Source organism: Pseudomonas sp. A-RE-22 (assembly GCF_019956035.1).
GTDB lineage: Bacteria > Pseudomonadota > Gammaproteobacteria > Pseudomonadales > Pseudomonadaceae > Aquipseudomonas > Aquipseudomonas brassicacearum.
This window is the reverse complement of record NZ_JAHBCZ010000073.1, coordinates 1-15535: the sequence shown is the minus strand read 5'-3', so window position 1 is coordinate 15535 and position 15535 is coordinate 1. Positions and strand designations below refer to the sequence as shown.

Genomic DNA, 15535 nt, shown 5'->3' with positions numbered 1-15535 from the left:
CAGAAACCCACTTTGCACGCAAATCGGAATGAGCGACTGTCGAGTCATCATACCCAAATTCCGTCCCGCAGCATGGGCAAATATTGTACGAGGCACAGCCAAAACTGTCATACGCCGGCTCATTAAGCTCAGGATATCCGCACACCGGACATATATATGCTTAATTACTATTGGGCATTGAAATAGTCCAAATTTGAACCCTTACCATGCGCTGTAGGATCACGCTTGTATCACGTACGAATACTTCCCCACTTGATACGACGCCAAACTCATCGATGCCAGGGCTGTAACGTACGACATGTCCATTAGGTCTTGCTTTTTCAAGCACGCCCGCAGGCTTCGAGACTGTTAAGAATTTATTAGTTTGCTCTTGATACTCAAGCGTATTTTTCTCGCCAAAGTCACCGCCATGACGTGCAAAGCGATCATCAATCTTGGCTTGGTCGGCAAACTTCGCTCCGCCTCCAACGCCTTTTGCACCGCTACCGCCCCCCCCACCGTCCCACCAACAATCAGCACACCATATCCAGATATCGGGCTGAGAAGATCATTCGAAGCGAATCGTTGAAAGCACGCAGTTCATCCAGCCCTCTCGATTTGGCACCATCGGACTTGGGTTCACAAGCCCTCCCCAGAGGCCAATTCCCTGGGCACCTAACTATCAAGAAGCCGTTTTAATTCGTTTTTAGCCATTTGTCGATTAGTTTGCGAAACAGCTTTATCTTCCACCAATTTTTTCAGGTCTTCTACAAAGTGAGCAACCTCCCTAGCCGGGCTTCCTGCTACCCAAGATAGAGCGAGATTTATCCAATAATCAGAATCGTGTCCTAGCCCAATCTCTGCCACGCTCATGTAGGGAAAGTCCGGGCCTAACGCCATCTTCGCCCTATCCATGGGCACCTCAAGCAATGAGATAATTTTCTTGAAGTCCGACGCACTTACCAGTGCTATACAAAACTCCAGCATTTTCGAGCTTCCATCGACCAGCTTCATCTTTGAATATAACCTGATCAGCGCTCAAATTAATCATTTCAAAATTACTCATACACTACATTCCCGAGTTATGTTTGACATTGAGATTGTACTGCTTGAGGGTCTGCTCAAACATGCTTGATTACTATTGGGCATTGAAACAGTCCAAATTTTAGCCCTTAACCATGCACTATCAGTGCTTGTAGATTGACTATCAATTTTCGTTGCCCCTCCCAGCTATAGAAGAGAATCCAGGTCATTTAACAATACTCCTTTCGACGATAAACAACCCTATCAGCTTGCGACAGACTAGGTAGCTTTTCTCTGCTTATTATAACCTCCCGCCTGCATTTCAAACTAGAGTCTTGATAGGCGGTGTATTGGCATATTATGTCTTCTACCTCTTCCATGTCGTCCCCCACATCCTTCTCGAAATAAAAACTTATCACCCACTCCTCACCTTCGCGAGACAAAACCACCATCCTAAAGTTCGGAGTGACTGCCCCCAACATTGCCTGGGTCAGCATTAAAACCTGATAATTCCAAGCTTTTAGCTCATCTGCAGTATTCATTTTTTACTCCAGTTTGGGTTGGTTGGAACGATACTCGGACTCTTTGTACCTTTGATGATAAAAATATTGGTTGGCTGACCGATTATACCAACACCAGCATTAACATTTGTCCCCGTTACACCTTCAAATTTAACAATGGGAAACCCTTGAGCATTTTTACCTAAAATCGTGACGTTTCCTATACGGTAAGCATCTAGCACTCGTTGAGCATCATCAACACTATTCAAGTATCCTCCCCCTCCTCTAGCTTCAAGTTCAGGTCTCCCTGCGATATGTCTAAGCTGCTTTTGACTGATTTTTCCAGCCACCTCTGGAAAATCTTTAGGTGTAAGAGTTCCTTTTGCACCAACCAAAGAGCCAAAAAATTACGAAGCTCTAACGACCTTGACCACGACCTCTGTTGACCGCATCCAGAAGCAGTTCTAGCTCAAGGCCATAACCATTCGGCTCGAAGCTTTCCTCTATTCCATTTATCAAAAATTCATTAGAAATCAACTCACAAAGCTCATCCACCTCACTTGATGATAATGAACTATTAAGTAATTTCTCAGCCAGTGCCAGTTGGTGCTCTCCTGCCATAAAGCACAACGCAAATAAAAGCTGTAATTGGGCGCTTGTTAAGAGGCTACTCATTTACCGGTCCCCGCAGCTGATTTCCCCCAACCGGTGACAACTTTACCTTCAGCATTGACCACTATGACTGCATCCGTCCCCGTATACCTAAATGTTGGACCATACTTTGAAGGGACATATTCAATCTTTAGAGGACTAGACCAAGCTCCACTGAGTGCTGACTGGCTTACACCAATGCCACCATCCCTTCCTGCAAATTGCTCCAATGCGTGATTTGAATAGCTAGTGATCTGTGTTGGTGCCCTTGCTCCGGCCGCCTGCTCAGCAACCATTTGCATTTTGAGTCTAGCAGCATTAGCTGCACTGCTTGCTCCTGAGTCAGGAATAGAGGGAATGCCTTTTGCACCGCTACCGCTCCCTCCTGTTCCACCAACAATCGGCAGACCATTTCCGGGTATCGGGCTGAGAAGATCTACTCCTCCATTCGAAGCGTGATCGTTGAAAACATCCAGTTCATCCTTCAGTTCCTCCGCCGCACCGGAGGCATCACTGGCCATTGCCCCATCTGAATCGTCATCGTCATAGTGGCCTTGGGAGTTATATTTCTCTCCAGCCCCGCCGATCAAGCTTCCTGTACCTGGGTTACCTCCCGCCATTGCTGCCGAGAGCAATCCAATAATCTGCGCGGTGGTTATCTTCGCCTGGCTTCCTTGCTCGCTTAGATCGTTGGCATTGAAATATTCACTCACATGCTGGGCCAGGATCTCATTTGCCACCGGAGTCAAGCCTTCTGCTACACCGCCAGCGATGGCACCGCTGGCAAAACTCTCCCCACTGGCAACAGAAATCAACCCTCCCAATGCAGCATGAAGGAACATTGCCTGTGCGCTTCCCGGGCTTACCTTCAGTTTTGCTGCGAGATCCCCGATGCCTTTGTTACCCGCCGCAGCGGCTAAATCAAGCCCTTCCCCAAAGAGAGCGCCACCAAGGTTCTTCCCGAAGCTCCCTCCATTGATAGCAGTCGTAACACCGCTGTTTATCAAAGCATGCGTCCCACTGCGAAGGAACGTTTGTTGGGCATTCGCCCAACTGAGCATGTCTTTTGAGTAGCCAGGGTTTTGGATCGGACCAGCACTTGTAACCGTTGAGCCACCATTGGCAGCTCCACTGGGTGCCTGAAACCAATTGCTGTCTACGTAACTGATCGCCCCGGCAGTTAAACCGCCAATGGCTGCGTTTTTCAGGCTGTCGCTGCTGAACGTGTCTTTTAATGTGCCTCCCAGATCTCCCTGGTTATTAATCAGACTCACCGCACCAGTGCTTGCCATCGACGTAAGCGCTGTCGAGGCCATTATGTTGCCCCACCCAGCAGCGACGGCTTCAGCGCCTGCGGCTATCGCCTCAGTAGTAGTCGCCGCAGCCATTACAGTTCCGGAACCCGCTGTCGCGCTGGTTGCGGTTCCCACCGCTGCGCTGGCAGCGCCGGCCGTCAACACCGTGACGACGATGACGATAACCAGCATCGCTCCCGCCCCAAGACTGGAGTTGCTGTACTTGAAGGATTCGTGGACCTCTTTCACTTTCCGCCAATCAACGTCCCCACGCTTTTCAGCTTCCTTGAGCCAAGCTAATTGCGGATCGGTCCTAACCATTGCGTCGATGGTTTGGGTAACTGATTTCTGGTCGATATGTTTGATATCGATCTTGAGCCCGTCTACTGCATCGATTACCAACTGGCCTTTCGCCGTGAGTTGACTCTGGCGTAGCGTCTCGTCGGTGTGCCCTTTGCCCTTCATGGAGTTCCAAGCAAGGCTGGTGCTGCTCTTTTCGTGACTCTCTTGATCTAGGTCCTTCACACCTTCGAAGGTCACCGAACCGCCACTTTTCAATAGCAAATCATTTCCACTTTCCAGCTTGGCCACCTGGTAGCTTTGATCGCCTTTGCTAATCAAGGTGAGGTCACCGCCTGTGCTGATTTCACTACCTACATGGACGACCTTGGTAATCTCGTCTCGCCTGGTGCGCGTACCTAAACTGCTTTTGCTCTTCCGGCTATAAAGCGAGTAGTCACTGTCCTGCGCCGCCAGCAGCCCCAAATCGCCACCAGCGACCAGATACGCCTCATCCCCGGCCGTAATTCGACTCGAAATGAGCGCCAAGTCCTTACCTGCAGTGAGACCTACATATCCACCGGCAGAGATCGAGCTTTGCACCTGACTGACTTCATCTTTCTGATCAGTGACCTTTTTAGTCTTGTAGAAAGAATGTGCTTCGTCCGCCGCCGAACTCACGGTGATGTTTTCCACCGCGGCCATAGCGATGTCACGCTTGGCCTCGAGCTGGCTGGCGACGATGGTAAGGTCACGACCGATGTCGATCGATATGTCGCGACCCGCGATGAGGCGTGACTCAAATTGGGTGATTTGCTCCTTGGTGTCGTTTTTGCCTTTTTCCTCGGTGTTGTGCTCGGTGGCTGAGGTAATGATGACATCCCGACCGGCGCTGATAGACATATCTCGACCGGCTTGCAAGATACTGCCGATGTTGGCGACATCGCGCCCTGCCTTGATTGTCAGGTCGTTCGCAGCTTCGATTCGACCCGCGCTGTCGAGGAACTCCCGATGCTGATCCCAGCGGCCCACCTCAGAGTCATAGGTATGGACGCTGCGTTCATTGATGACGTCGCCCTTCAATGCAGTGAGGCTGACATCGCGCCCGGAAATAATCCCTCCCGCCTTGTTCACCAGATCATTGCCAGCCAAGAGGTCAAGGCGATTACCCGCCTCGATCAAACCGCTGTTGATCAGATCGGTGCCGGCAATTGCGGCCAGATTTTCGGTCGCACGCAAGGTGCCTGAGTTGGTCAGGTCCTTGCCGGCGATCAGCGAAACATCCTTGCCTTGGATCAGGGCGCCGTTAGCGGCCAGCCGTTGATTGGCGTTCGCCAGATAGAGCACTGGCACCAATACCTTCTCGCCATTCACCTCGTGCTCTTCAAGCCAGACGATGTCATGGGTCAGGGCTGCGACCTGCTCGGCGGTCAGCGTGACGCCCAGGCTCAGGTTCAACGCGTCCTTGCTGGCTACGGCGTTATTCATCAGATATTTGAACAAGCCTTCGTCTGTCGTTTGACCGTCGATGTAACGCTGACCAGTCCGAGCCAGGACGGCCTGCTGGATCAGTCGTTGCTCATACAACCCGTCCCCCAAGCGTTTGGCGCTGTCATCCGGGTTGTAGCCAAGGTTCGCCAGCAAATAATCCGAGCTCATGAACTGCTTGAGCTCTGTCAGCACCGGGTTGGTTTCGATAAGGTATTTTTGTGGCTTGGATTGGTTGGCGTTGCTCGGCAAACCTTGGACGCGGGTAATCGTCTGGCTACCTGGCGTGGTCATTTGTGCGAGAACGGTCGATGGGACCGTGGTTGAAAGCTGTGAGGTAGGGAGTACGCCGACTACAGCAGGTTGGCCCGCAAGGTTCGATCCGCCCACGCCACCAACAACTGTGATACCGGATGAATTCGGCGTGTGTCCCGGCGCAAGGGTGCCATTGGCTCCTGAGTCGCCGGGCGCACTGACGCTGATGGTCGATGCGTTACCGTTGATGCTCGTACTTTGACGGACGTCGGCTATCGCTTGACGGTTGGTTGCCGCAACCTGAGTACCGGTATCCAGTTGGATATCACGGGCCTGAACGTCCGGCACGCTCTGGTTGCGTTGAGCTTGTGCAACACTGGCGCCGGTGAAGGTCCAGTTTGGCGCGGCGACATTCGCTTGGGTAGCCAGCGTACTGCTAACGCCCTGCCCGCTCAGGCGGAACATCCCATTTTGGCCGGTGGGTAGACTGAAGCCTGGTAAGGCCAAGGGGTTGACCTGGGATTGACGCAATTCGGGGGGCAGCAGGCTGGCGGGTATGAACACCGCTTGGGACGTTGGGGAGACAGCCGTATTGGATGTCTTGTCACGACCTTGGGTTACTGCGCTGAAGGGTGTGATGAGGCTGTTGTTAATGGACGACGAAGCGTTGATCGATACCTGCCCTCCGGCCTGGATGACGGCTGGTGAGCTGCTTAGGGTGCCAGTAACTTCGCGGCTGATCAGAGGCGTTGAGTTAAGCCAAGCTGGGGCGTCCGCCAGATTGTTCCTGTCATACAGCGAACTGGAGTGGAAATAGGTATCGTCGTCATTCAACCCTGAACGGGCGTACATCAGATAGGGTTGGCTTCCTAACGAGGCTTCTGTCTCAACCTCATAGTTTTTATCGAACCAGAACACCTCGACATAACCGCCAGAGGCGCTGTCTGACCGTGGTACCAGATGAGCTACAGGAACCATCTGATAATGTTTAACCTCGCGAGGCCTTCCTCCGTAGATCTCCCCATGCCATTCATATTCAACGGCAGGAAAGGCAGGGTTGTTTCGCTGATTGTAGAAAAAGAAATCATCGGTCACGACGCTCGCCATGTTTCCCTGAGCGTCATAAGTACTTTTCACGGAGTAGGGCCCGACCTGAGCCGCCTGATTTTGGAAATCATCAGCCGTAATCGAAATGTTACCCGACGCCGTAATCGTGCTGTAAAGATTCGAAACCCTGCTTCCTGCTATCCGTATGTTTCCCCCAGAGGTCAACGATGAACTTGCGCTATCCTCACTAGCGGTCGCTTCAAAGTTCTCGGTCAGCACGTATGTCCCCGATCCCTGGAAGGTTCTCTCCCCGTTTTCATCGCTCCAACAATCGCGAAGGCAAGCCACACTCAATGCGCCCGATACTTTGCTCGAGGTATATGTAAAACGATCCTTTGTATTTTCAAACGTCGTCGCCGAAAGCGAAAAATCCCCGGCCGACTCCATGGTTGAAGAACGATTGGACACCAATCGCGCCCGGTTCCCAGAGCTGTCAGCAGCGATATCGATCCCCCCCAGGCTGTAGACATCGGCATACCGGTTGTTGAAGTCAGTGACCCGCAATGCCATATTTCCACCGCTAAAGACCAAGCCATGATCGTTCAGCAATGAAGACGCATTGACCGTCAGGTTCTGCCCACTACCTAACGTCCCGTAGTTGTTCAATACACTGGCGTTGGCCGTTAGTGCCGCGTTGGAAGTGATCCGACCGTAGTTGTCCAACTGGCCCGAGGCACTTACCAAGCTGGTCCCGCCACCTGCAATGCTGCCCGAGCTGGCCAGGTTCAGGTGCCCAGCGGTTAAGCCTAATGTGCCCAAACTGCTGACCCGGCCATTGCCAGAATAGGTCCCGCCCAAGTTCAGGCTCAGGCTGCCGTCACTGGCGATCAGCCCGTCATTGCGCCAGGTACCGCCACTGCCCACAAGGGAAGTCGTCGCCAGCAACTGTCCGGTTGCGGTCTGGGTGAAGTTATTGACGTTGACGTTCAGCGTGCCAGCTTGCAGGACGCTGGTGTTGGTCCAGCTATCAGCATTGAGGGTCAAAGCGCCACGGGTGACGAAACTTCCACCGGCGTTGATGACATTGGTAGTGGCGACACCGAAGTTGCCGCTCCCTACATGGAGGATGCTGCCATCTGCATTGAGCAGGTTGCCTACACCGAGGCTCAAATCGGTATTGGCACTTTCCAATACACCACTACGGTTATCGAACAACCCACCAATCTGGAAGTGGGTCTTGCCACTGGTGCCCAAGGCGCGCAACTGACCGGTCTGGTTATCCAGGCTGGCGGCTTTGATCGCCAGGGTGCTGTCGCTTTCGATAATGCCCAGACGGTTATTCAGCGCGCCGGTCAGGTTCAGGTCGATCTGGCTGCCGGCTATCTGGCCGTCGTTGTCGCCACTGTTATCGAAGTCATTACCGGTGACGTTGACCTTGCCTTTGGCGTACAGGCCGCCGTTGCGGTTGTCGAAGTTGTGGGTAACGACGATAGCATCACCGCTTTGTGCGGAAATGCGTCCACCATAGTTGTCGAAGCCGCCCCGTGCGGTCAGGTTCAGGCGCTGGGCCTGGGTGATGCCGCCTTGGCGGTTGTTGTTCAGGTCGTAGCCGTTTTTCAGCACCCCGGTGAGTTGCGTGGTGAGCAAACCTTGCAAGCTCGCAAGCACGCCGCCACGGTTATCGAAATGGCGACCCGTTACGGTCACATCGCCGGCCTTGGCTTGGATTCGACCGCTTTGGTTATCGAGGTCCGTATCGACGGTGAGCTTCAAATTCCCTTGGCTTTGCACCACACCCTTGCCGTTGGTCAGGCTGGTCGCGTCGATTTCCACGCCGCCGTTCTGGCTGTAGATCAACCCATCGGTGTCGTTCTGGACTGCGCCGGAGGTATTCAAGACCAACAAATCATTGGCCGCGACGGTACCGCGGTTGCGGTTGTCCAGGCCATCGGTGAGCAAGGTCAACAAGCCCTGGCTGGCGATCTGGCCGCCCTGGTTATTGATCTGTGTGGTGCGTTCGACACGCAGTGGGCCGACGCTGGCGATCTTGCCGCTGGTGTTGGTCAGGGCGCCAAGCAGGTCCAGGGTCACGGCGGCATTGCCGATCAGCTTACCGCCGCTGTTGTCCAGTGTGGTGCCGGTGAAACTCAAGGCTTTTTGCGCGTTGACGGTACCGCCGACGTTGCCCAGGGTCATGGCGTTCATGACCAGGGTCGCGCCGCTGTCGATCAGGCCGCCTTGGGCGTTGTTCAGCAAACCGCCAGTGACGGTCAGGGTCTGATCGCCGCCACTGGAAAGTATCCCGCCGCTGCTGTTGTCCAGGCTGGCGGCGCTGACAGTGAGCTTTTTCTGGCCGACCAGCGCACCGGCAGCGCTGTTGAGCAGTGCCCCGCTGAGGATGACGCCGACGTCTCCATTGCGGCTGGAGAGCGTGCCGTTGTTGCGGTTATCAAGACTGGAACCGTTGACCTGCAGCCCTTGCCAACCAGAGATCAGGCCGTTCTGGTTGAGCAGGCTGTTGCCGTCAAGGTTGAGCAGATTGCTGCTGATCAGCTTGCCGCCGGTGTTATCGAGGGTGCGTCCGGCCAGGGTGAAGCTCTGGCTGCTGGAGATTTCGCCGCCGCGGTTATTGAGGTCGCGCAACCGGCTGATGGTCAGCGGTCCTTTGGCAGTCATCAAACCGCTGCTGTTATTCAGGTCTCCACCGCCCAGGTCGAGGGAGATGCCGGAATTGCCGAGCAGGCGACCGCCGTTCTGGGTCAATGCACTCAGGTTCAGGCCGATATCGCCTTTGGCCGACACTTCGCCGCCGTTGCTGGAGTCCAGGCTGTTGGCGGTCAGGCTCAACGTACCCTGACTGTTGATCAGGCCATTGCCACGGTTATCCAGGGCTGTTGAGTTGAGCGTCAGATCAGTGACGGCGAGCACCTGCCCGCCCTGGTTGTCGAGATCGGCGGAACTGATGTCAAGAGCCTGTGCCGCATTGATCAGGCCATCGCCCTTGTTGGTCAATACACCGTCGACATTGAGCATCAGGTCGCCACGGCTGTTCAGGATACCGCCGCTGTTATCCAGGGAGCCCGCCTTCACATCCAGGCTGGCAGCGGCGATCAAGCCCTTGACGTTAGTCAGTGCTTGAGCGATGCGCAGCGTGATGCCCTGGTTGCCCAGCAATTTTCCGTCGCTGTTGTCGAGGCGGTCCGCCGTCAGGGCGAAGGCTTGGGCACTGGAAATTTCGCCGTTCTGGTTGGTCACTTCCGCGAGATTTTTCAGGACCAGAATCGGCGCATTGATCAGGCCATTCTGGTTGTTCAAATGGCCATTGTGCAGGTCCAGGTCCAGACGGGTGCTGCTGAATAAACGCCCCCCCTGCTGATCCAGGCCAGTGACATTGACGGTCAAGGCCCCGGTGCTGCCGATCCGGCCATTGTCCTGGTTGGTGACCTTGCCTGCGTCGAGATTCAGGGTGCTGGCGCTGGTCAGTTGTCCGTCATGGCTGTTGTTGAACTGACCGGTGGTGACGCTCACGGCGCCCTTGCCGCTGATGCTGCCCTGCCGCTGGTTATCGAGACTGGCGCTGTGCAGGGTGAGGTCGGCGTCGGTGATCAGTTGTCCACCCTGGTTGCTGATCGCCCCGATGCTGTTCACGCTCAACGTGCCGGCGCTGGACAGGCTGCCCGCCGTGTTGATCAAGCTCCCCGCCCGAACGCCGAGTGAACCTTCGCTGCTGAACAGCCCCAGGTTGTTGTCCAGCGTGGCACCGAGGTCGACGTCGATGCTCTTCGCGCTGAGCACGGCGCCGGAGGTGTTATCCAGTCCCGTGCCGATCACGCTCAAGCCGCCCTTGCCCGAGAGCAGGCCTTTGTTGCGGTTGATGATTTGATCGACCTTCAGCGCCAATGTGTCTTGGGCGAGGATTTGCCCGCTGTCGCTGTTATCCAGTTGCTGACCAACCAGGCTCAATGCCCCTTGACTGGACAGTTCGCCGCCGCGGTTGTCGATGTCTCCAACCTTGATGTCCAGTGCCCCGGTCGCACCGACCAGGCCATTGGCGCGGTTGTCCAAACTATTGCCGACCAGGCTCAAATCGCCTTGGGCGATCAATTGCCCGCCTTGCTGCTGCAAGCTGCCAAGGGTCGCACTCAAGTCCTTTTTACCGGCGATCTGGCCCTGGCTGTTATCCGCCGTGACGGCATTGAGTAGTAGATTGCCATCGGCAACCACGGTGCCCTGATGGTTGGTGAAGTGGTTGTCGACTTGCAGATCCAGCTCATCGCGACTGCTGATCAAGCCGCCGGTGTTGTCCAGGCTGGCGCTGCGAGTATTCAATGCGGCTGCGGAAATGATGCCGTTGGCGTTGTTCAGCGCTTGCGCCAAGCGCAACGTCAGTGCCTGATTGCTGAGCAGCTTGCCACCGCTGTTGTCCAGCGTCCGGGCCTCGAGGGTGAAGGCTTGGGCGCTGGAAATTTCCCCATTCTGGTTGGCGACACCATCGAGATTTTTCAGTAGCAGCGCGCCAGGGGCATTGATCAAGCCATGTTGGTTATTCAACTGGCCGTGGTTCAGGTCGAGGGTCAACGCCGTGTTGCTGAACAACTCGCCACCCTGCTGGTCGAGGCCCGTGAGCGAGGCTGTCAAGGCCATGGCGCTGGCGATGCGACCGGTGTCCTGGTTGGTCACTTGGGCGGCGGTCAGGTCCAGGGTGTTGGCACTGGTCAGGCGACCGCCGTGACTGTTGTCGAAGGCGCCAGTGGTGACCTGCGTTTTGCCCTTGCCGAACAGCACGCCGCCGTTTTGGTTATCCAAGGTAGCGCTGTTGAGGGTCAGCCCCGCGTCGGTATTGATCGAGCCGCCCTGATTATTCAACGCCCCGGTGCTGGTCACCTTCAGCGCAGCCGCGCTGGACAGGCTGCCCTTGGCGTTGTCCACTCTGGCGGCGTCGAGGGTCAGGGTTCCTTCGCTGCTGAGCAGGCCGGCACGGTTGTCCAAATCGGCCGTCAGGTTGAGCAGCAGGTCATGCTGGCCGGCAAGCGTCCCCCCAGCGTTGTCCAGGCGCGTGCCGGTCAGGTTGAGGGTGCTGCCAAACAGCAGGCCTTTGTTCTGATTGATCAGGCGCGCGACCTTCAGTCCCAGTGCGGTGCCCGCCAGCACCTTGCCGCCGTCACTGTTGTTCAGTTGATCGCCGGTGAGACCGACATCGACCTGACTGGAGATTTCGCCCGCGCGGTTGTCGATGCTGCCGACATTGAGTTTCAGCGCTTTTGTTGCCCCGACCAAACCACCCTGGCTGTTATCCAGTGAGGCACCGGTCAATGTCAGCGTGCCTTGGGCGACCAGTTCACCACCCTGCTGGGTCAGTGCATCAACGTTGGCGACCAGGTCACTTTGGCTGGCAATACGTCCGGCGTTATTGAGCACGACACCGGCCTGCAATTGCACCAACCCCACGGCGCTAAGCAAGCCGCCCTGGTTATCCAGACGTTGACCGGTGAAACCTATGCCGGCCTTGCTGGTGAGCAAACCTTGCTGGCGATTGTCCATTTGATCGACGAAGAGTTGCAGGTCCTTGTCGGCGCGAATGACACCGCCACGGTTATCCGTCGTGGTCGTGCGCAACGTCAGCAGATTCAGCCCCGAGAGACGACCACCTCGGTTGTCCAGGCTCAGGCCTTGCACGTTCATCAAGCCCTTGGCCAAGAGACTGCCGCCGCCCTGGTTATTCAGTAGCCCGTCGAGGGTGACGTCGAGGTTGCCGTCCGTTACCAGGCTGCCCGCCTGGCGGTTATCCAGGCTCCCGGCCCTGACGCTCAAGCCTTGTCCAGCCCCCAGCATACCGGCCTGGTTATCCAGGGGGCCGCTGATGGTCAGGTTCAGGCGTTGATCGGCGGTGATCTGGCCGCCACCGTTGCCCAGGGTCATGGCGCTGATCATGCTGTTACCGGCGCTGGACAGCTCGCCATTGCGGTTGAGCAATGCCCCGCTCAGTTGCAGGTTCAAGTCAGCATCGCTGCTGAGGCTGGCGTCAGTGTTGTCCAACTGAGCCGCGCGCAGGTCGACGCCAAGCCCGGAGATGACTCCGCGAACGTTAGCCAACGCCTGATCGATGCGTACGTTCAGTCCTTGATCACTGACCAGTTTGCCGCCGGTATTGTCGAGGCTCTGCGCCGCCAGGATGAATGCCTTGGCACTGGAGATTTCGCCGCCCTGGTTGCCGACAGTGCTGAGATTTTTCAACAGCAACTGGCCCGGTGCAGTGATCAAACCACCGTTGTTATTCAGTTGCCCTCTGTTCAGGTCAAGGCTGACATCAGTGGCGCTGAACAATTGACCGCCCGCGTGTTGATCGAGGCCAGTGACCGTTGCGGTCAATGCCATGGCGCTGGCGATACGGCCTGCGCGGCTGTTGTCCACCTCGCTCGCCGTGAGCTGGAGTGCGCCGGTACTGGTCAGTTGCCCGCCCTGCTGGTTGGCGAGCCCCCCCGTCTTGAGCGCTACACCATTACCAGCGATACGACCCTGCTGGCTGTTGTCGAGACTGCCACTGGTCAGGGTCAATCCAGCGTCGGTGAGCAAGGTTCCACCCTGATTGACCAGGGCGCCGCTGCTGGTGACACTCAAACTACCCACGCTGGAAATACTGCCGCCGTTATTGCCCAGGCTCGCCGCCTGCGCAGTGAGTGTGCCGTCACCGCGTAGCGCGCCTTGGGTGTTGTTCAGTTGATTGGTCACGACCAGGTTGAGGTTGCGCTTGGCATACACGCTGCCGGCGTCGCTGTTATCCAACTGCCCGACGTTGAGTTGTACATCGCGCTGCCCGGCAACCTGACCTTTTTGCTGATTGTCGAGGTTGTCGAGCGACAGCGTAACGTCGCCGTTGGCCAGGATCCGGCCATTGCTGCTGTTATCCGCCTGGCTGCCGCTCAAAGTCAGATTAGCGAGACTGGAGATTTCACCGTTGCGGTTATCCAGCACAGCGGTGCTCAGCTGGAGATTGCCGCCTGAATTGAAAAGCCCGGTCTGGTTCAGCAGTTGTCCGGCAATCTGGGCGGTGAGCCCGCCGGCACTGAGCACTCGACCTGCCGTATTGTCCAGGGATGCTGCCGTCAGTTGAACGCTTTTGCTGGCGGAGAGACGCCCACTCCGGTTGTTCACCTGACCGCTGGCGTTGATGTCCAGTCCTTGGCCGGCCGCAACCAGCCCCGCCACGTTATCCAACGACGCGACGCGCAGCGTGACGTTGCTCAAGCTGTTGAGTTCGCCGCTGCTGTTGTTCAACTGCCCAACATTGGCGGTCAGGTTGCCATTGCTGCTGATCAGACCCTGGGCGTTGATGAGCTTATCGGCGGTGACGTCCAGGGTGTTGCGGCTCAGCACCCGTCCTTTGTTCTGGTTGTCCAGGGTCCCGGCTTTAACTGTCGCGGTTTGCCCGGCACTCAAGGTCCCGCCTTGGTTGTTCAGGGTCTGCGTGACGTTGGCCGTCAGGTTGCGGCTGGCGATGATGTTCTTGCCGTTGTTGCTGAGGTTTTGCGCGGTGAGGCTCACATCACCCGTGGCATTACGCGTGTTATCGGCATTGATCCCGGCTTCGATGATGCCGTTGTTGCTCAGTTGCCCACCCGCACTCAGCGTGATGCTGTCCCGCGCCGCAAGGGTTTGTTGGTTAGTCAGATTGCCCTGGGTCTGGGCGTTCAGGGTCGTGCCGGCATAGACCGGTCCCTGGGCATCCAGGCTCGCGGCTTTGACATTGACCGCCCCGCTGGCCGAGGTCTCGGCCAGGCTCAAATGACCATTGGCATCGAGCTGAATATCACCACCACTGGCGATCAGTTTGCCGTCCAGCTTCACGCCAACGCCGGCTTCGGTGCCCACCAGCTTGATGGCGCCTGCGTACATGCCGCCCAGGGCCGAGGAATCGATGGCCAGTTGCGGTTTGGTGCTGCCGTCATCGGCACGGGCAGTGGCGTTCAGGGTGTCGGCGTTGACGTCGTTGCGCCCGGCCACGATGGTCAGGTTCTTGGCCTGGATTTCGGCGTTGATCTTGGCGCTGCGGGTGATGATTTCGAAGTGATCGACGTTGTTGGCGTTGAGGCCCGCACCTTCGATGGCGACACTGCCCTGGTCCACTTGATAGCGACCCACCTGGCCGTTTTCGATGATCGGCTTGCCGGTGGTCAGGGTCGCCTTGGGCGTGTTGATGAAGCCGCAACCGTTGCACGTAATGCCGTAGGGATTGGCGACGATGACGTGGGCCGACTGCCCCGCCACTTCGGTGTAGCCGCGCAACTGGCTGGGGTTGCCGCCGTTGACTTCGTTGAGAATGACTTTGGCGGCCGTACCGTTGAGGTTCGGGTTGCCGAGGATGATCCCGCCCAGTTGCGTGGACTGGGTGCGGGACGTGGCGTTGTTGAGGATCACGCCGTTGCTGCCGACGTTGTAATCGGTGAACTTGTTATGGGACAGGCCGCTGCCATTGGGCTTGGCGATATTGACGATGGGCACGCCGTTACCCGCCCGGTCCAGGCCGGTGCCCGGCGCGCTGACCACGATGCCGTCGGCCTGGGCCCACAGCGGTTGCCAGAACATGACGTTGGCCAACAGGAACGCCAGGCCGCGCTTGGGCATGCCCCAGAACTGCTCGCGGGGTTGCAGGGCTGCGCAAGGTTGGCGGGCCAGGAAGGCGTGTTGACGGTCGTCCATGTTCAGGTCTCGTTGCAGCGGAATTAGAGGAGTACATCCACGCGGAAGTAGATCGGCGCTTCGCGCTCGGTCAGGGCATCAGGACGTTCCAGGGAATGGGCGAAGGTGACGCTGGCGTTCAGGTGCTCACCGCGGGCAAACAGCTCCAGCGAGTTGCTCGACATGCGTCCGTGCTGGTCGCCGTTGTAACGATTGCCACGAATCACGCCCTGGTCATAACCGAGGCTGGTGCCGTATTCGCCGAACACCGGGCGCAGCCACTCCAGCGTCACCGGGCGACTCCAGCGCAGGTCGTTGCGCCAGTAGCCGCCGCTGTCGCCG

Annotated in this window: 6 protein-coding genes; all 6 read right to left on the bottom strand. The window is 56.9% G+C overall.

What is annotated here, in order from left to right:
• Nucleotides 1–654: 654 nt before the first annotated feature.
• Nucleotides 655–993: a hypothetical protein gene (locus KGA89_RS27205; RefSeq protein ID WP_223473010.1), complete on the bottom strand. Its 339-nt coding sequence runs from the start codon at nt 991–993 to the stop codon at nt 655–657.
• A 239-nt stretch (nt 994–1232) separates the two neighbouring features.
• Complete coding sequence (locus KGA89_RS27200; RefSeq protein WP_223473009.1) at nt 1233–1544, bottom strand: hypothetical protein; 312 nt, start codon at nt 1542–1544, stop codon at nt 1233–1235.
• Entirely contained in the window at nt 1541–1852 is a 312-nt protein-coding gene (locus tag KGA89_RS27195; protein WP_223473008.1) for a polymorphic toxin type 50 domain-containing protein, read from the bottom strand. The genes KGA89_RS27200 and KGA89_RS27195 overlap by 4 nt, the downstream gene beginning before the upstream one ends.
• Nucleotides 1853–1919: 67 nt before the next feature.
• Nucleotides 1920–2177 carry a hypothetical protein gene (locus KGA89_RS27190; RefSeq protein ID WP_155954669.1) on the bottom strand — a complete coding sequence of 86 codons (258 nt, stop codon included), beginning with the start codon at nt 2175–2177 and terminating at the stop codon, nt 1920–1922.
• The gene (locus KGA89_RS27185) at nt 2174–15214 is read right to left on the bottom strand and encodes a filamentous hemagglutinin N-terminal domain-containing protein (RefSeq protein ID WP_223473007.1); all 13041 of its coding nucleotides are present in this window, start codon (nt 15212–15214) and stop codon (nt 2174–2176) included. The genes KGA89_RS27190 and KGA89_RS27185 overlap by 4 nt, the downstream gene beginning before the upstream one ends.
• Nucleotides 15215–15237: 23 nt before the next feature.
• On the bottom strand, nt 15238–15535 hold a 298-nt coding region (locus KGA89_RS27180; RefSeq protein WP_317846358.1), incomplete at its 5' end, for a ShlB/FhaC/HecB family hemolysin secretion/activation protein.

What these genes read in the sequence shown, in the direction of transcription:
- KGA89_RS27205 (WP_223473010.1), bottom strand. Translation starts at nt 993, where the DNA reads ATGAAGCTGGTCGATGGAAGCTCGAAAATGCTGGAGTTTTGTATAGCA.
- KGA89_RS27200 (WP_223473009.1), bottom strand. Translation starts at nt 1,544, where the DNA reads ATGAATACTGCAGATGAGCTAAAAGCTTGGAATTATCAGGTTTTAATG.
- KGA89_RS27190 (WP_155954669.1), bottom strand. Translation starts at nt 2,177, where the DNA reads ATGAGTAGCCTCTTAACAAGCGCCCAATTACAGCTTTTATTTGCGTTG.
- KGA89_RS27185 (WP_223473007.1), bottom strand. Translation starts at nt 15,214, where the DNA reads ATGGACGACCGTCAACACGCCTTCCTGGCCCGCCAACCTTGCGCAGCC.